Source organism: Streptomyces sp. NPDC059785 (assembly GCF_042732375.1).
In the GTDB taxonomy this organism is placed as follows: Bacteria; Actinomycetota; Actinomycetes; order Streptomycetales; family Streptomycetaceae; genus Streptomyces.
In genome coordinates this window covers 148,504-165,565 of the sequence record NZ_JBHWHV010000011.1, presented here as the reverse complement: position 1 = coordinate 165,565, position 17,062 = coordinate 148,504, and the positions used below count along the sequence as shown (strand labels likewise).

The following is a 17,062-nucleotide window of genomic DNA, read 5'->3' as shown; positions in this document are numbered from 1 at the left end:
CATGAACGATCAGGACCTTCCCCCGTACGACGACCAGGACGCCGTCTGGAGCCGGGTGGCCGCCCTGTTGCCGTCGGAGGAGGAGGCCGAGGAGGTCCGGGGCTGCCGGGAGATCGGGGAGCAGGAGTCCGGCCTGCTGCTCCTGGTCGACCGGCTGTCCGGGCAGGGGGTCGCGGTGAGCGGACCGGCGCGGGCCGAGATCGCCGTGCTGGCCCAGGAGTGGACCGTCTGGGACCAGGTCGGCGACCGGCTCGCCGCCCTCCCGGCGGCCCCGCTGCCGCCCTCGGGGCTGCGGCTCTTCGCCGACGGTGACCGGGAACCGCTCCCCGCGGCGTCCGTGCTGCCGGACGGCGCGCCCGCGGAGGAGCTGTACCTGGTGCCGTGGCTCGCCTGCGCCGGCTGCGGGCGGACCCTGCTGCGCGGGCACGTGCGGGAGTGGTGGGGCCTGTTCTTCCTCGCCCGGTGCTACGTCGTCCGGGCGGACGACGGCGCCTTCGCGCCGAGGGTGTTCGACACGGCGACGGACGACGACGCGGTGTGGCACGCCTTCGGCGCGCTGCGCGCCTCCTGCGTCTGCGCGTAGCCGCCCGGCACCGTGTGCTCAGGGTCCTAGTGGTTCGCGCAGCACGGCGTCGGGTTCGGTACCTCGAAGGGGGCCAGGGTGCCGCCCACGGCGGGCATGGCGGCGAGGACGAGCTCGCCGTCCTGCCACTGCGGGCGTACGTGGTCCCGGGTGACCAGGCGCTGGTCCGGGTCGACCGGTCCCGGCGAGCCGAGGACGGTCACGCGGTCGATCGCGGAGGCGGACAGGACCTCCGCGACCGTCAGCGTGCCGGTGAGCCGCGCCGCGCCCGGGTACAGCACCGCGCGGCCCACCGCGTCGGGCACCCCGGGCACCGCCTCGTACCCCTGGTCCGCGAGGCGCTGTCGGACGGTGCTCAGCAGCGCCTCGGTGGGGACCGAGAAGGACAGGGCGACCTGCGGCCGGTCGCCCCGTACCAGGTGGGTGCAGCCGAACTCCGGCTCCGCGAGCGGGAGTACGGGCGCGAGGGTGCGCAGCAGGTGGTCGGCCTCGGCGAGGCTCCGCAGGCCCGCGCGCACCCCGACCGCGTACGGCCTGTTCACGAGGGCAGGACCCACACGGGGTTGGAGTAGAACCACAGGTCTGTCCACGGATCGGCGTCGCCGACCACGTCGATGGCCGGGCCCGCCGGGTCGACGGCCTTGCCGTTCACGCCGACGGCGGAGCGGTTGCCGTCCGTGCCGCGCAGCCGGACGTACACCGGACGGTCGGCCCGGCCGAGCTCGTACGTCAGCCGGACCGTGCCGGTGGACTTGTTGACCTCGTACGACTTGACGACCTTGGCGGTCGGCGCGGTGAAGGTGTCCTTGTCCTTGACCTCGCCGGTGACGTCGCCCTGGATGACGTCGACGCGGGCCAGATCGGGCACGAAGCCCGCCCAGTTGGGGCCGCCGGCCAGCGCCACGGTCACCGTCAGCGTGACTTTGGTGCCCTTCTTGACGTGCAGCGCGCCGCCGAGGGTGGCCCAGCGGCTGCCGCCGGAGACGCGGACGTCGAGGCCGCTGATGAGCCGGCCGTGGTCGACCCAGATCCGGCCGGCCCGGATGCCGTCCATGACGGCGGCGTAGGAGAAGCCGTCCGCGCCGACGTGGGTGCGGCTGTACTGGCCGGGGAAGAAGTCGCTCTGCGTGATGTCGATCCGGCCGCCGTAGACCGGGTCGTCGTACCTGCCGTTGGCGTCGAAGTCGCCGCCGCCGCGGGCCGCGGTGTCGGCGTAGACCTGGTGGGAGTCGGAGTTGGCGGTGATCCACCAGGGCTTGCCCTCGGCGAGCAGGCTGTCCCACAGACCGCCGACGGTGGCGGTCATCCAGTCGAAGCCGCCCCAGGTGCGGTAGCTCTCCAGCGGGTAGGCCGCGAAGGAGTCGGCGCTCGGGCTGTTGTCGTAGATGCCGCGCGCCCCGCCGGGTCCGAGCGGCGTGGGCAGGCCGCCGGCCTGGTGGCCCGGGGCGCCCTCGAAGCCGACGGCGATGCGGTGGCTCGCGGGCGTCGCGTCGCGCCAGGCGCGGATCTCGTGCGGGGAGTCGATGCCCTTGCGCGCCGGGTGGTTGGCGAGCATCAGCGCGTCCTTGACCTTGCGCCGCTTCACCTGGTCGGAGAGGAAGGAGAGGCCCGCGACGGCGAGCGCCTCGTTGGCGGCGGAGGAGGAGGTGGCGCTCTTCACGGCGCCGTCGTAGCCGGTCTCGAACTGCTTGAGGACGGAGACCTCGTTGCTGCCCGGGTGCACGAAGACGGTGCCGTGCTCGGCGGCCGGGATGTTCCACTCCAGGCCCTGGAAGACGAGGGTGTCCTCGTACGCGGCACGGGCCGCCTTGATGTCCGGGTTGACCTTCTCCACGCCGATCTTGGCGTGGGTGGCGCTGCCGTGGTCGGTGATGACCAGCCAGTCCATGCCGTTGCGGGCGCCCTGGCGGACCTGGTCGACGACGCGGTACTTGCCGTCGCTGCTGTACTGGGTGTGGATGTGGTGGTCGCCGGCCAGCCAGAGGAAGCCGTTGCCGCGCCGGCCGCTCCTGGAGGACGCAGCGGAGGAGGCCACCGCGGGCGCGGCACCGGCGGTGCCCGCCAGCACGCTGCCCGCCGCCAGGCCGGCGCCGAGCAGACCCGCGCGGCGCAGCAGCCCGCGGCGCGACTGCTGTTCGGGGCTCAGCGCCTCGTCGGGCACGGAGGTGTCGAAGGCGGCGGGCAGCGCCGCCCCCTCGTGACCGTGGTCGTGATGGTGGTGATGCCCGTGCCCGTGCGAGTGACCCATGTGCTCTCTCCTCTGTCCGCTCTGTCCGGCGTGACCGATGGCCGCGTGAGGAGAATCGAGGCGAAACGTGAACGTTGAACGACACCGGGATGATCGTCCGGCGGCATGGGTGCGGCGGCTCGCCCCCCGCACCCATGATGATTTCGTCATGTACGGTGGAGGAATGACGGAACAGAGCAGCTACCGGCATCTGCGTGAGTTCCGTGAGGCTTTCGACAAGCCCGAGCCGCTGGCCTGGCCGGAGATCAGCCACGGACAGCTGCTGATGATGATGAGCCCGAAGAAGCAGCATCAGCTCGTCGCCCACCGCCTGCGTACGCAGCTGGAGCCCCAGTTGAGTGCGGACCTGGTCCTCATGCTGGAAACCGACATGGAGGATCCGGGACTCGGCGTTCTGCGGGTACCCGACCTCGTCGTGATCGATGAGGAAGAGGCCACGGCCGAGAGCGATGCGATCGATCCCCGCCGCTGCCACCTCGTGATCGAGATCGTCTCCCGGTCCAACCCCAGCAACGACTACGAGGGCAAGCTGCGGGACTATCCGGCCATGGGGGTGCCGCACTACCTGATCGTCGACCCCAGGGACGGCAGTGCCGTCCACCACTGGGCGCCGACCCGGCGCACCGGCGCGCCCACGTACGACAACAGGCAGCACTACACGTTCTCGGACATCATCACCGTCGCCGACTGGAAGATCGACACTGCCGCCCTGCCCCGCTACAGCCAGGACACCGGGCGGTGAACGACACGGCCGGTCTGGTGCGGTTCTGGCGCAGACAGAGGGGCATGTCCCAGGCGCATCTGGCCGAACTCGCCGGCACCGGGCAGGCCGCCATCTCACGCATCGAGTCCGGGCGAGACCTCCCCACCTTGGCGCTGCTGGAGCGCATCGCATCGGCACTGGACTGCCGGCTGACGGTCACCTTCACCTCAAGCCCGGAGGAGACTTCTCCGGCGGTACGGCGATCTCCGCCCACACCGTCTTGAAGAAAGGTGTCGGGCCGGGCGGGCCGGCGGCGCGGAGCTGAACACCAGTGGCCCCGGCTCGGTCTCTCTCCCGCCGCATGGGCGGACTTCGTCGCGTTCGCCTCACGCGGCTGAGCCCGGCTCCCGGAGCGTCCGGAGGAACAGCCACCCGACGGCGGGCAGGACGATCAACGGGGTGAGGGCCGTCCGCAAGGACGTCGCGTCGGCCAGCGTGCCGATCAGCGGGCTCGCCAGGCCGCCGACGCTGACCGCCAGCCCCAGCGTGACGCCGCTCGCCGTGCCCACCCGCCGGGGCAGATAGTCCTGGCCGAGCGTGATGTGCAGCGAGAACGGCACGTACAGGCCCGCCGAGGTGAGGGCGACGAACAGGTAGAGCGGCGGTCCGGGTACGAGGACGACGCCCGCGACGGCGAGCACCGACAGGGCGTACGACCACCGCACGACCCTGATGCGGCCGTACCGTTCGGCGAGCCTGCCCCCGGCCACCGTGCCGACGGCGCCGCCGAGGTAGAGCACGGACAGGGCGGCCGTACCGGCGGCCGTACCCCCCGCGGTGCGCTCGCGCACGTAGAGCGAGATGAAGGCGCTCAGGCCGACGAAGACGACCGACCGGCAGACGATCGCGCCGGACAGCTTGAGGAAGGAGCCCCAGTCGTCGTGACCGGCCCGGTCGGTCACCACCTTGGCCGGCGCGCCCGCCAACTGATGTGCATCTGTACCGAGTTGACGTAGAGCCAGCAGGCACAGCACCGCCCCCGCCAGGGCGGGGACGACCAGCAGCGGGGACGCCCCGAGGCCGCCGGCGGCGATGACGGCGGAGACCAGCAGCGGCGCGGCGGCGAAGCCGAGGTTGCCGCCGAGGGAGAACCAGGCCATGGCCGTGTGCCGGCCGCCGCCCGCCCGGCGGGCAACCCGGGCGGCCTCGGGATGGTAGGCGGCGACACCGACGCCGGACACGGCTACGGCGGCGAGGGTGAGCGCGTAGGAGTCGCCGACGCCGCTGAGGGCCACGCCCGCACCGGCCGCCAGCGTGCTGACCGGCAGCAGCCACGGCATGGCCCACCTGTCGGTGAGCGCCCCGAACAGCGGCTGGATGACGGAGGAGAGCAGCGAGGCGGCGAGCACGATGCCGGAGGCGGCGGCGTAGGTGTAGGCGCGTTCGGCGACGAAGTACGGCACCAGCGCGGCCACCGCGCCCTGGTGGACGTCCACGCAGGCATGCCCGAAGGACAGGAGCGTCAGCGGCCGCCCACCGGCGGGCGGCCCGGCACCCGGTCCGGGTGCCGCCTGCCCTGACCGCTGTTCACCGGACGGTGGGACGTGGGGTTCTCGACGGATCAGCACCCGTCGATCGTCGCCGCGGCACTGCCTGTCGCGCTTCCGATAAAATGCCAACCTGTGTCGAACGTCCGCCACACCCCGCACGCCCCGACCCACGCACGGACGCTGGCCGCCGGGGAGCACATCGACGCGCACCGCCACGACGAGCACCAGATCGTCTACGCGGGCTCCGGCGTCCTGGCCGTCACCACCGACGCCGGTACGTGGTTCGCGCCCGGCAACCGGGCGATCTGGGTCCCGGCGGGCACCGTGCACGCGCACCGCGCCCACGGCGAACTCGACCTGCACCTGGTCGGCCTGCCCGCCGACGACAACCCGCTCGGCCTCGACGTGCCCACGGTCCTGACCGTCGGCCCCCTGCTGCGCGAGCTGATCGTCGCCTACACCGCCGACCCCGCGGACACCAGCCCCGAACGCGGCCGCCTGCGGGCCGTCCTGCGCGACCGGCTGCGCGCCTCGCCGCAGCGGGCCGTGCACCTGCCGACGCCGGACGACCCCCGGCTGGCGGCCGTCTGCGCGCTGGTCCACGCCGACCCCGCCGACACCCGTACGCTGGCCGCCCTCGCCGCCGCCACCGGGGCCGGCGAACGCACCCTCAGCCGGCTCTTCCGGTCCGAGTTCGGCATGACCTTCCCGCAGTGGCGCACGCAGTCGCGGCTGTACCACGCGCTGCGGCTGCTGGCGGACGGCGCCCCCGTCACGACGGTCGCCCACCGCTGCGGCTGGTCCTCGGCGAGCGCCTTCATCAACGTCTTCCGCCGCGCCTTCGGCCACACCCCCGGGTCGTACCTGCGACGCCCCTGACACGGCCTCGACCATAGGCCACCCAGGTAAATACCTAGAGCCTCTAGTTTCCTTCGTATAGCGTCTTCGCCGTGCCCGGAGCTTCCGCGCACGGAGGGGAGCGGAGACCGATGATGATGGCGCGCGCGGGGATCACCGCCGACCGGCTGGTGGCGGCCGGCGCAGACCTCGCCGACGAGGTCGGCTTCGAGCACGTCACCGTGTCGGCGCTGGCCCGCCGGTTCGGGGTGAAGGACGCGAGCCTGTACTCGCACGTGCGCAGCGCCCAGGAACTCCGGGCGCGGGTCGGGCTGCTCGCGGCGGGCGAGATGATCGACCGGATCGCCGCCGCGGTGGCCGGGCGGGCGGGCAAGGACGCGCTCGTCGCGTTCGCGGACGCCTACCGCGCGTACGCCCTGGAGCACCCCGGGCGGTACCGGGCCACCCACGTACAGCAGGACCCCGCCGTGGTCGTCGGCTCCCCCGTACCCCGGCGCACCGCCGAGGTCACGTACGGCATGCTTCGCGGCTACGGCCTCGCCGAGCCCGATCTCACCGACGCCGTGCGGCTGTTGCGGAGCACCTTCCACGGCTACTGCCACCTGGAGTCCATCGGCGGGTTCGGCGCCCCGCGCGAGGTGGCGGCCTCCTGGGCGAACTCGCTCGACGCCCTGCACGTCCTGCTGGAGAACTGGCCGCGCACGGCGCCCGCTTCCCCGGCTTCCCCGGCTTCCCCGGCTTCCCCGAAGGAGACACCCGATGACTGAGCAGGTCGCCGACGACCACGACGTCCGCGGCACCGGGCCCGTGCTGCTGGTCCTGCCGGGCGGGGCCGGGCACCCGATGGGGCTGGAGGAGCTGACCGGCCGGCTCGCCGAGCGGTTCACCGTCGTGACGTACGACCCGCTGGGCCTCGCCCACGGACGGCTCGGGCGGCCCGTCGGGGAGCAGCGGGTGCGGGCATGGAGCGACGGCGCGCACCGGGTGCTGGCCGGAGTGGTGCCGCGGGGCGGGCAGGCGTACGTCTTCGGTACGAGTTCCGGGGGCGTCGCCGCGCTCGATCTGCTCGCCCGGCACCCGGAGGGCCTGCGGCACGTCGTCGCGCACGAGCCGCCGGTGGTGGAGGTGCTGCCGGACGCGGCCGGGCAGCGGGCGATGTTCCAGGAGGTGTACGCCGCGTACCGGGCGGCGGGTCTCGATGCGGCGGGCGCCCGGCTCGGGGCCGGCCTGGAGGAACGGGCGCCGGGACCGCTGCCCGGGGGCGACCCCCTGTCCCCGGAGGAGGAGGCGGCCAGCCCGTTCGCGCTCTTCCTCGCGCACGTCCTGGTCCCGTTCACCGGGTACGCGCCGGACGTGGGCGCCCTGCGGGCCCTGTCGGGCCGGCTCACGCTCGGCGCGGGCGCCGGCTCGAAGGGGCAACTGCCGCACCGTACGGCCGCGGCGGCGGCCCGGCTCTGCGGTGCCGGTCTCGCCGAGTTCCCCGGCGGCCACCTCGGCGCCGTCGGGCATCCGGCCGAGTTCGCCGGTCTCCTGACCGAGGTCCTGCTGCGAACGGGACAGTGAGCAGGGGCGAACGCCCTCGGAGCGTTGTCACCGCCATGCGGAATCCGGCGATCTCGTAGACTGAAAGCTTCGCCGGTGCCCTGTGCCGCCGCGGGGGAGGGAGCGCGTCCGTGTCTCAACAGCAGTTACGCCGGAGGCCGTTGAGATCCGGCTCGACACCACCCGCACCGAGCGGATCCGCCCGGCTGGTGGGCTGGCTCGGCGGCCTCAGCTGCCTGGCCGCCGGTTACGGCGTGTTCCAGTTCCTCTTCGAGGTGCTGCCGGACAGCGTCGACGGACAGCTCGCCCACTATCTGATCCCGGGCGTCAGCGGGGCCGGCACGGCGGTCGCCACCTGGCTGGCCGCGGCCCTGGTGCGAGCGCGCGGCACCGAGCAGGCCGACGCAGGCACGCGCCGCCCGCTCCCGCGCACGCCCCTGGCGGGCCCGGGTCCGCTGCCGGGCGTCTTCTCGGCGGCGTACGAGACCCTCGCGGGGCAGGTCGCGGTCGTCGACGACCCGGTGCGGGGACGGCTGACCGGCTGGCCGCACTCGCTCGGCGAGAGCACCGGCGACGGCAGGGGCCCCGGCGCGGCCGACGGCACGGGCGCGGGCACGGGCGCGGGCACTCCGGCGCCCCCGACCCCCGTCGGCACGGCCTACGGGCTGCACATCGCGCTCGACCTCGGCGTGCCCGACGGCCGGCTGTCCACCGGCGACCTGGTGGACACCCTGTGGCGGCTGCGGCTGCCGGGCGGGGGCTGGTCGGCGCGGTCGCAGGGCGCCCAGGCGCGGCCCGAGGTGACCGCGCTGGTCCTCGGCGCGCTGGCCAGGGCGGGCGCCTCGCAGGAGCGGCTGACGGCCGAGGTCGCCCTGTGCGAGGCCGCCTTCACCCGGGAACTCGACCGGGCGGCACGGGAGTTGACGCACGTGCTCACCACCGTGCTGCGCGGTCTGCTGCGGGCCGCGCCCGGGTCCGACGCGCTGCCGCTGCTGCGCGAGACCCTGGTCGACGGCGCGATCACCGATCCGCGCCGGGACCACCGCCGCTGCTGGGCCTACCGCCTCACCGGTCCGGGCCGCCGCCCGTCGCCGCTGCACACCGCGCAGGCCGTGGTCGCCCTGGACCGGGCCGCGCGGGTGCTCGGCGAGAGCGCCAACGCCCGCGCCGCCCGGGAGGACGGCGTCCGCTGGCTGCTCGCCTGCCCCGACGCCCCGCACGACGCCTGCCTCGACCTGGAGAACGTACGGGAGGAGGTGCGCAGGCCGCGCACCGACGACCCCACGCGCCACGAGGTGCTGAACGTACGGCACTTCACCGCCGCCTGGGTCGTCCGGGCGCTGCTCACCCCGTCCGCCCGGGAGATCGCCCGCGCGGACGGTCTGGAGGACGGCTGGCGGGAGCGGCTGGACGGCGCGGCGGCCGCCGTGTGGGCGGGGCAGACGGACGGCATCTGGACCTGGGTCCGCGACGACACCAGTGAGCTGCGCCGTCCCATGTGGATGACCTACCAAGGTCTTTCGGCGCTGCGGGCGCATGCCGTATGGATGTACCAGCCGGAGGCCTGACGGGCGCGGAGCCGGCGCACCGGGCGCCGCGGGCGCGCGGGTGAAGCACGAGAGACCGAAGCACGGAAGCGGTACGAGGGGTGTGCATGGGTGGTCGGCAGGTTGTGGCGGCGCGGCGGCTGCTGACGGGGACACTGGACGAGGTGCTGTCCGAGCACGAGCTGGCGGCCGCGGCCCGCTCGGTCGTCGCCGCGCTCGGCTCCCCGGAGCGGCTGTGGGAGCTGACGGCCGAGCTCGCCTCCGGCGAGGGCGACCCGGCCGGCTGCGCCCGCCTCTCGTACCGGCACGTCCTCGGCTTCGACAAGCTGCTGCTGATCGACGGCGGGCCCCGGCACATGCTGCGCGCCCACGTGTGGCACGCCGGCGGGAGCGCGGCCGGGCGGGAGGACATCCACAACCACCGCTCGGCGCTGGCCTCCTGCGTCGTGCGCGGCCGGCTGACCATGGAGCTGTACGAGCCGCGCCCCGACGGCCAGATACCGGCGGACCGCTACGAGGAGTCGCTGTCCGGTGCGGCGGCGGACTGGCTGCTGGCGCCGGCCGGTCCGGCGCGGCTGCGTCTGACCCATGTGGCGCAGTACGCGGCCGGCAGCACGTACGCGCTGCCCGCCCACACGCTGCACCGCGCGTGGAGCGACACGGCGGGGCCGACGGTGACGCTGTTCCTGGAGACGGGGGCCGGACGGCGGGCCACCACCGACGTGTTCACGGGGGCCGGTCCGCACCCGGCGGCCGTGCCGAAGGTGCCGATGGACGAGGGCGAGTACCTGGCAGCGCTGACCGCGCTGGCGGAACTGGTCAAGGCGGGCCCGGAGATCGGCTGAGCACGGGCCCGGAGACGCGGGGGGAGACCGGGCCCGGGGGGTCAGGTGAGCGGCAGCGCCTGGCGCACGATGTCCAGGTTGTAGGCGTCGATGTCGACGCCGGACAGCTCGGCGGGCGTCAGCCAGGCGTACGCCTGGTCCGGCTCGGGCAGGACGATGTGCCGGGTCAGCGGCCGCACCAGGAAATTGTCCTGCCAGTTCTTGATCTCGTGGCCGCGGTACTCGCTGACGAAGGAGGAGTCGCCGACCTTCCGGACGACCTCGCCGAGGAGACCGGTCTCCTCCTTCAGCTCGCGCAGCACACCGTCGCGGGGGCTTTCGTCCGGTTCCAGTTTCCCGCACGGCACCCCCCACACCCTGGGCAGGAAGCGCTCTCTCACGCTGCGCCGGACGAGCAGGACCCGTCCCTGGTCGAGCACCACGGCGGCCGCGAGCCGCTTGTCTCCGGGGATGTCCATGTCCATGGTTCCTCGGTTCCTGGCCGGTTGGGAATCCACAGGGTCTGATACCCGGGAAAGCGTCAACGGTACCAGGATCGGGCCGTACGGGACCCGTGTTCACCGGCGCTCGGAGGCTCGGGCACTGAGCGCCCGCACCTCGGCGTACGACGGGGCGGCGCCGTTCGGCGGGCGCCCCGCACGGATGTCTGCGGCGGCCTCCAGGGCCGCGCCCAGGGCCCGCCTGAACAGCAGGGAGCCGAGGCTGACCCGCCGTACGCCGAGGTCGCCGAGGCGGGCGACGGTCGGGCCCGCGGGTGAGTAGAGGATGTTCAGCGGCACGTCCAGCGTCCCGGTCAGTTCGGTGATGCGGGCGGGGTCGGTCAGGCCGGGGACGAACACGCCGTCCGCGCCCGCCTGCCGGTAGGCGTCCAGGCGGCGGCACGTCTCGGCGTGATCGCCGTCGCCGAGCCAGTACGTGTCCGTGCGGGCGTTCACGAAGAGGCCGGGGACGGCGGCCTTGACCGCACGGATCTTCGCCGCGTGCAGGCGCGCGGGCCCGAGGCCGTCCTCCAGGTTGATCCCGGCGGCCCCGGCGTCCGCCAGCTCCCGGGCCAGCTCGGCCACGTCGTCCGGGTCCTCGGCGAAGCCGTCACCGGCGTCGGCCGAGAGCAGGAACGGGAGCGGCGACGGGCCCCGGCCCAGCGCCCGGACGAGCCGCACCGTCGCCTCCCGCCCCGCCGGAGCGCCGTCGGGCAGCCCGGCCGCCGCGGCCACGCCGAGGCTCGTGGTGGCGACCGCCGGGAAGCCCTGGGCTGCCAGGGCGACGGCCGACGCGTGGTCCCAGGCGTTCGGCAGCAGGAGGGGCGTGTCCCCATGGTGCAGATCGGCGAAGGCGGTCGGGGCCCCGGCGCGGGGCGGCGGTTCGCTCATACCGGGACGGTAGCCGCGCGACACTTCGGCCCCGGCCGAACGGTGCGGGGCGCGATCCCGGGCGCGCGGTTCCGGGCTTACGGCGCCGGGCGCGCGGTTCCGGGCTTACGGCGCCGGCCGGGGCGCGGGCGCCGGGGCCGACTCGGAGGGGCCGGACCTGGGACGCCCCGGTTCCGGACGGGGCGCCCCAGGCGTCTGGTTCACCGCACGCGGCGTTCGGGCAGCAGCCGCTGGGCGACGAGCGCGTCGCGGACCAGGCCCGCGTAGACGGTGGCGCCGTGTGCGGAGGTATGGGTGTTGTCGCGCTTCTCGTCGTAGAGGTACAGCGCCTTGGACTCCTCGACGCCGAGCGCTTCGACGAGGGCCTTCGTCTCGGCGGTGAGGTCGATCAGCGGGACCCGGTGCGCGGCGGCGACCTCGCGGATCACCGCCGGATGGTTCACGCCGAGGCCGTTGACCAGCAGGGCGGTGTCGTTGTTCAGCGTGCCGTCCGTATTGAACCAGCGCCGGACGATCGGGGTGACAAGAACCGGCTGGCCACCTTTCTCCCGGACGCCGGCGACGAGGGCCTCCAGGTTGGCCCGGTAGGTCGCCTCGTCCGTCGTCTTGTCGTTGTGGGCGAGCTGGACGAGGACGAGGTCGTGCGGGCGGATCAGCGGCTTGACGGTGTCGAAGAGACGGGGGTCGGCGAGGTAGCTGACCGTGCTCTCGCCGGAGTCGGCGTAGTTGGCGACGGACAGGTCCTGGCGGAGGAACTGCGGCAGTTGCTGGCCCCAGCCGCTGTACGGGTCGCCGGGCTGGTCGCAGACCGTCGAGTCGCCGACCAGGAAGATCTGCCTGGGGTGCCGGGCCGGGGTGACGCGGATGCCGGAGAGCGCGGGCGCGGAGCCGCCGAGCACCAGGTCGAGCCCCGGTGTGCCCTCGGCGCCGGTCGGTTCGCCCTCGGGGGTGCGGACGTTCACGGTGAAGGAGCGGGTCACGCGCTCACCGGCGGCGGTGGCGGTCTCCGGGAGCAGGGAGCGGCGCGTCTCGCCGCCGACGCTCGTGGCGGCGGCGGTGTCACCGCCGAGGACCACCCGCACGTCGTACGTGCCGGGCGCGACGTCGAAGTGGCAGGCGGTGGCCGTGCAGTGCGACAGGCCCGCGCCGGTGCCGGGCGCCTGTCCGTACGCGTACGCGTGGGCCGGTACGGCGGTCAGCAGCGCGGCGGCGGCCAGCGTCACCGGCAGGGCGGCGGTTCTGACAGCCGCGGCGGCCCTGGCGACGGCAGTGGTCCTGGCGACGGCGGCGGTTCTGGCGACAGCGGCGGTTCTGAAACGTGTCATTGCGGCTCCTCCGAGAGGACGACAGACCCGGGGGCTGGACCGTACCCGTTTGAGCAAGCGCTTTCTAGACCATGACCAGATTCGATGCGATCTCCAACACCAGCCTCGCGAAAGCCCTTTCGCGAAGTCGATTCGACTGTCACCCTGCGAGGCACCCGCAACCCCCACACCTCCCGGAGGAGGGCACCCCCATGTCCGGATCCGTGAACAGACCGGTCCGACGCCGTGCCTTCGTGCTCGGCACCGCGGCCGCCGCCGGCTCGGCCGCCCTGGCAGGACCGCTCGCCGCCCCGGCCGCCGCGGCGAGTTTCGGCTGGACCGACGACGGCTCGAACTACGTGATCGACACCGGCGCGAACCTCGTCCTCAAGGTCAGCAAGACCAACGGCGACCTCACCTCACTGGTCTACCGGGGCACGGAGTACCAGGGCTACGGCGGCAAGAACAGCCACGTCGAGTCAGGGCTCGGCACCTCCACGGTGACCATCACCCAGTCCGGCACGACGATCCTGGTCTCCGTCACGTACGGCACGCTCAAGCTGTACTACGCGGCCCGCAGCGGCGAGAACAACGTGTATGTATGGACCAACAAGGCCGACACCTCGGTCTCGGCCACCCGGTACATAGTCCGCGTCAAGGCGGGCCTGTTCCTCAACGACGAGCCGGACTCGTACACCTACGCGCCGACCACCATCGAAGCCTCCGACGTCTTCGCGAAGACCGACGGCCAGACCCGCTCCAAGCACTACTCGAAGCTGCGGGTGATGGACTACAACTACATCGGCTGGACGACCGGGAGCGTCGGTCTCTACATCGTCCGCTCCAACCACGAGAAGGCGTCCGGCGGCCCGTTCTACCGCTCGCTGCTGCGCCACCAGGAGTCCGGCGGCGGCGGCCTGTACGAGATCCTGTACTACGGCGAGAACCAGACCGAGTCGGAGCGCTTTGGCCTCCAGGGCCCCTACGTCATCGCCTTCACGGACGGCGGCGCGCCCTCGTCCTCGCTCTACCCGGGCACCCTGACCACGTCCTGGGCGGACTCGCTCGGCCTCTCCGGATACGTGTCCGCGAGCGGCCGGGGCCGGGTCGCGGGCGTGGGCATCACGGGCCGGAACACGTCGTTCGCGTACACCGTGGGGCTGGCCAACTCGGCCGCCCAGTACTGGGGTGCGGCGCGGTCGTCGGACGGCTACTTCTCGATCGCCGGGGTGCTCCCGGGGACGTACACGCTGACCGTCTTCAAGGGTGAACTCGCCGTCTACACCGGCTCGGTGATGGTCTCGGCGAACACGACGACCACGCTCAACACGATTGCGATCCCGTCAACGAACGATCCGGGCAACGCGAGCGTGATCTGGCGCATCAACGACTGGAACGGCACGCCGAGCGGCTTCAAGAACGCCGACCTGATGACGTACGCGCACCCGTCCGACGTGCGCGCCTCCTCCTGGACCGGGAACGTCGTGATCGGCAGCGGCACCGAGACCTCGGCCTTCCCCTGCTACCTGTGGAAGGACGTCAACAGCGGGATCATCGTCTACTTCAAGCTGACCGCAGCGCAGGCCGCCGCCGCGCACACATTGCGCATCGGCGTGACGACGGCCTACGCCAACGGCCGCCCGCAGGTCGTGATCAACGACACCTGGACCTCCGCCGTCCCCTCCCCGCCCACCCAGCCGAGCACCCGGTCACTGACCGTGGGCTCCTACCGGGGCAACAACAACACGTTCACCTACAGCGTGCCGGCGTCCGCCTGGCTGACGGACACCAGCGCCTACAACACGCTGAAGATCTACGTGGCGAGCGGTTCGGGGACGACGTCCTATCTCAGCGCGGGCACGGCGATCGACGCGATCGACCTGCTGGCCTGAGAGGTTGATGCGTCATGTCCCGCGCGTCCACTGTTGATTGGTCGCCCCGTTGCAGGTGTACGTGATGACGGCGGCGGAGTCGGCGGTGGACGCGCCGGACACGTCCAGGCACTCGCCGGTCGCCCGGGACTTGAGCAGCCAGTAGCTCCCGGACGCGGTCACGCTCCACTGCTGGGCGGTGGCCGCGGTGCAGTTCTCCTGCGTGACGTTCGAGGCGTTCTCGGTCAGGCAGAGGGAGCTGTGCCGCGCCATCAGCGCGTAGTAGCCGCTGCCGAGCGACTTGAACCAGTACTTCTGATTGCCGCCGCCGTTGCAGGTGTACTGCTTGACCACCGCGCCCGCGAGCAGCGACTGGCTGGTGACGTCCGCGCACTTGGCGCTGTGCCGGGCCGCGAGCGTCTCGTACGTGGCGCTCGTCCCGGTGACGGTCCCGGCGGCGGTGTCGACGGTGATCTCCGGATACCAGCTCATGCTCAGACTGGTGGAGCTCGGGAAGGTCAGCGGCGCCCACACGTACCGGGAGTCGTTGACCGTCCCGCCGAAGGAGTTCCCCCAGCGGTCACCGAGATAGAGGTACGAGGTCCCCGACGTGCCCTGCACCGGCAGCACGTACGCGGTCTGCGAGCCGTACGCCGTCGAGTCGCCGACGTTGGTCATCGCGGACCAGGGCCCGGCGAGCGAGGTGGCCGTCGCGTACTGCTGCTGGTTGGGGCTCCAGCCGGTGGCCCCCGACGTCAGCATGAAGTAGACGCTGCCGCGCTTGAAGAGGGCGGGTGCCTCGCGGTGGCCGCCGGGCCAGGGGTTGGCGACCAGGGCGGCGATGCCGGTGTAGTCGGCGGTCAGCCGGTAGATGTGCAGGTCATAGTTCTCACGGGCGGCGGAGACCATGTAGCCGGTGCCGTCGCTGTCGGTGAAGACGGTGATGTCGCGGGACATGTACTGGCCGAGCGGCTGGAAGCTGCCCTGCCAGGTGTAGGCGCCGTCGACGGTGGAGGACGTGGCGACGGCGGCGCGCGCCTCGCTGTAGTCGGTGCCGTTCTCCTTGTGCATCCACATCACGAACTTGCCGGTGGACGCGTTGTACATGACCTTCGGGCGCTCGATGTTGGCGGACGCCAGCTCGCTGCTGCTGGACTGGCTCAGGACGTGGGCCCGGAACTCCCAGTTCTTCAGGTCCGTGGAGCGGTAGGCGTCCACGTACCGGAAGGTGTTGTCGGCGTTGCGGTTCTCGCCGAACCAGTAGTAGTAGGAGCCGACCTTGAGGACACCGCCGCCGTGCGCGTGCACGGCCGCACCGGTCGTGTCGGTGAACTGGGTGCCGTTGGTGAGGGTCTGTGGGGCGGCTTGGGCGGGGGCCGCGGTCGCCAGCGTGCCCGCGAGCGCCAGGCAGAAGGCTGCGCAGAAGGACACGAGGGTTGCGTACGCGCGTCTCATGACGGGGTCCCTTCCGTCGTGGTGTCGGCTACCGGGACGCCGAAGTCGGGGGTGCCGTCCGCCTTCCAGCCCAGGGGCTGGACACGGGTGTGGCGGTTCGGGTCGTCGAGCGGGTCTCCGGTGATCTCCTTGTACTGGCGGGCGTGGTAGACGAGGACGTCGGTGCGGCCGTCCTCGGCGACCGTGAAGCAGTTGTGCCCGGGGCCGTACTGCTTGGTCGTGTCGTTGCTGGTGAAGACCGGCGTGGGCGACTTCGACCAGGCGGCGGGGTCGAGCAGGTCGGCGTCGTCGTCCGCGGTGAGCAGCCCGAGGCAGTAGTTGAAGTCCGTGGCGCTGGCCGAGTAGGTCAGGTACACCCGACCGCCCCGCTGGATGACCGACGGTCCCTCGTTGACCTTGTAGCCGGTCGTCTCCCACGCGTACTCGGGTGTGGTGAGGCGGACCTGCGGTCCTGTCAGGGTCACCGGGTCCGCCATCGCGGAGAGGAAGACGCCGGTGTTGTTGTCCATCCCGGGTTCGTGCTGCGCCCAGGCGAGGTAGCGGGTACCGCGGTGCGTGAAGGTGGTCGCGTCGAGGGAGAAGGTCTCCCAGGCGGTCCTCAACTGGCCCCTCTCGACCCAGGTGCCCCGGAACGGGTCGGCGCTCGCGTTCTCCAGGACCCAGATGCGTATCGCCCAGACGTCGTTCGCGGGCGCGGCGGCGAAGTAGACGTACCACTTGCCGTCGATGTGGTGGATCTCCGGCGCCCAGATGTGCGCACCCATGTCGCCGGTGGCGTGCTTGCGCCAGATCACCGACTCCGTGGCGGTCGCGAGGCCGTTCAGGGTGCGGGAGCGGCGCAGCACGATCCGGTCGTACTCCGGCGCGGTGGCCGTGAAGTAGTACCGGCCGTCGGTGTGGCGATGGATGTGCGGGTCGGCGCGGTTGCGGACGAGCGGGTTGAGGTACGGGGCGGCGGCGAGCGGCGGCGCGTCCGGCTCCGCCGCCTCGGCGGTACCGGACGCCGCGCCGGGCGCGGCGGCGAGCGCGGCGCCTGCGGCGAGGGCGCCCTTCAGGAGCAGTCTGCGGGCCGGGGGGTCGGGCAGATCGTCGGCGCGGCTCATACAGCTACCTCTCCGGAGGTGGGGACGGGCGCGAGGCATGTGCGTTCGAGATCGCGAACAACATTTGTGATTACGAACGCCGA

General features: G+C 72.7%; 17 protein-coding genes. 9 read left to right on the top strand and 8 right to left on the bottom strand.

Annotated elements, in window-relative coordinates:
* The first annotated feature begins 1 nt into the window (after position 1).
* Positions 2 to 583: a hypothetical protein gene (locus ACFV6E_RS11540; RefSeq protein WP_385460765.1), complete on the top strand. Its 582-nt coding sequence runs from the start codon at positions 2 to 4 to the stop codon at positions 581 to 583.
* Between the two features lie 26 nt (positions 584 to 609).
* On the opposite strand, the gene ACFV6E_RS11535 is transcribed toward ACFV6E_RS11540, so the two are convergent.
* Together ACFV6E_RS11535 and ACFV6E_RS11530 are read right to left on the bottom strand one after the other, a co-directional pair.
* Entirely contained in the window at positions 610 to 1,125 is a 516-nt protein-coding gene (locus ACFV6E_RS11535) for a hypothetical protein (protein WP_385460762.1), read from the bottom strand.
* Positions 1,122 to 2,831 carry a PHP domain-containing protein gene (locus ACFV6E_RS11530; protein ID WP_385460759.1) on the bottom strand — a complete coding sequence of 570 codons (1,710 nt, stop codon included), beginning with the start codon at positions 2,829 to 2,831 and terminating at the stop codon, positions 1,122 to 1,124. Before ACFV6E_RS11530 ends, ACFV6E_RS11535 begins: the two co-directional genes overlap by 4 nt.
* A gap of 163 nt (positions 2,832 to 2,994) precedes the next feature.
* Between ACFV6E_RS11530 and ACFV6E_RS11525 the strand changes: the two genes are divergently transcribed.
* Together ACFV6E_RS11525 and ACFV6E_RS11520 are read left to right on the top strand one after the other, a co-directional pair.
* Complete coding sequence (locus tag ACFV6E_RS11525) at positions 2,995 to 3,573, top strand: Uma2 family endonuclease (protein WP_385460756.1); 579 nt, start codon at positions 2,995 to 2,997, stop codon at positions 3,571 to 3,573.
* A complete protein-coding gene (locus ACFV6E_RS11520) occupies positions 3,570 to 3,818 on the top strand; it encodes a helix-turn-helix domain-containing protein (RefSeq protein WP_385160723.1) in 249 nt (82 codons plus the stop codon). Before ACFV6E_RS11525 ends, ACFV6E_RS11520 begins: the two co-directional genes overlap by 4 nt.
* A gap of 102 nt (positions 3,819 to 3,920) precedes the next feature.
* Here the strand turns inward: ACFV6E_RS11520 and ACFV6E_RS11515 are convergent, their stop codons facing one another.
* Complete coding sequence (locus ACFV6E_RS11515; protein WP_385460753.1) at positions 3,921 to 5,030, bottom strand: MFS transporter; 1,110 nt, start codon at positions 5,028 to 5,030, stop codon at positions 3,921 to 3,923.
* A gap of 186 nt (positions 5,031 to 5,216) precedes the next feature.
* Between ACFV6E_RS11515 and ACFV6E_RS11510 the strand changes: the two genes are divergently transcribed.
* The 5 genes from ACFV6E_RS11510 (at position 5,217) to ACFV6E_RS11490 (ending at position 9,876) form a co-directional block, all read left to right on the top strand.
* The gene (locus ACFV6E_RS11510) at positions 5,217 to 5,963 is read left to right on the top strand and encodes an AraC family transcriptional regulator (protein ID WP_385460750.1); all 747 of its coding nucleotides are present in this window, start codon (positions 5,217 to 5,219) and stop codon (positions 5,961 to 5,963) included.
* 116 nt (positions 5,964 to 6,079) lie between these two features.
* Complete coding sequence (locus ACFV6E_RS11505) at positions 6,080 to 6,709, top strand: TetR/AcrR family transcriptional regulator (RefSeq protein WP_385460794.1); 630 nt, start codon at positions 6,080 to 6,082, stop codon at positions 6,707 to 6,709.
* Entirely contained in the window at positions 6,702 to 7,505 is an 804-nt protein-coding gene (locus ACFV6E_RS11500) for an alpha/beta fold hydrolase (protein WP_385460748.1), read from the top strand. The genes ACFV6E_RS11505 and ACFV6E_RS11500 overlap by 8 nt, the downstream gene beginning before the upstream one ends.
* Before the next feature lie 140 nt (positions 7,506 to 7,645).
* On the top strand, positions 7,646 to 9,052 hold the full coding sequence (locus tag ACFV6E_RS11495; RefSeq protein ID WP_385460745.1) for a hypothetical protein: 1,407 nt from the start codon (positions 7,646 to 7,648) through the stop codon (positions 9,050 to 9,052).
* Positions 9,053 to 9,138: 86 nt separating this feature from the next.
* Complete coding sequence (locus ACFV6E_RS11490; protein WP_385160731.1) at positions 9,139 to 9,876, top strand: hypothetical protein; 738 nt, start codon at positions 9,139 to 9,141, stop codon at positions 9,874 to 9,876.
* Positions 9,877 to 9,917: 41 nt separating this feature from the next.
* Here the strand turns inward: ACFV6E_RS11490 and ACFV6E_RS11485 are convergent, their stop codons facing one another.
* The 3 genes from ACFV6E_RS11485 to ACFV6E_RS11475 form a co-directional block, all read right to left on the bottom strand.
* Positions 9,918 to 10,334 carry an NUDIX hydrolase gene (locus tag ACFV6E_RS11485; RefSeq protein ID WP_385160733.1) on the bottom strand — a complete coding sequence of 139 codons (417 nt, stop codon included), beginning with the start codon at positions 10,332 to 10,334 and terminating at the stop codon, positions 9,918 to 9,920.
* A 99-nt stretch (positions 10,335 to 10,433) separates the two neighbouring features.
* Positions 10,434 to 11,246, bottom strand: a complete 813-nt coding sequence (locus ACFV6E_RS11480) for an isocitrate lyase/phosphoenolpyruvate mutase family protein (RefSeq protein WP_385160735.1) — start codon at positions 11,244 to 11,246, stop codon at positions 10,434 to 10,436.
* A 200-nt stretch (positions 11,247 to 11,446) separates the two neighbouring features.
* The gene (locus ACFV6E_RS11475; protein WP_385460742.1) at positions 11,447 to 12,571 is read right to left on the bottom strand and encodes a rhamnogalacturonan acetylesterase; all 1,125 of its coding nucleotides are present in this window, start codon (positions 12,569 to 12,571) and stop codon (positions 11,447 to 11,449) included.
* A gap of 191 nt (positions 12,572 to 12,762) precedes the next feature.
* Here ACFV6E_RS11475 and ACFV6E_RS11470 point away from each other — a divergent pair, with 191 nt between their 5' ends.
* Positions 12,763 to 14,442 carry a rhamnogalacturonan lyase B N-terminal domain-containing protein gene (locus ACFV6E_RS11470; protein WP_385460739.1) on the top strand — a complete coding sequence of 560 codons (1,680 nt, stop codon included), beginning with the start codon at positions 12,763 to 12,765 and terminating at the stop codon, positions 14,440 to 14,442.
* A gap of 12 nt (positions 14,443 to 14,454) precedes the next feature.
* Here ACFV6E_RS11470 and ACFV6E_RS11465 read toward each other — a convergent pair whose 3' ends face one another.
* On the bottom strand, positions 14,455 to 15,876 hold the full coding sequence (locus ACFV6E_RS11465; protein WP_385460736.1) for an RICIN domain-containing protein: 1,422 nt from the start codon (positions 15,874 to 15,876) through the stop codon (positions 14,455 to 14,457).
* A complete protein-coding gene (locus ACFV6E_RS11460) occupies positions 15,873 to 16,979 on the bottom strand; it encodes a family 43 glycosylhydrolase (protein WP_385460733.1) in 1,107 nt (368 codons plus the stop codon). Before ACFV6E_RS11460 ends, ACFV6E_RS11465 begins: the two co-directional genes overlap by 4 nt.
* Between the last annotated feature and the right edge of the window lie 83 nt (positions 16,980 to 17,062).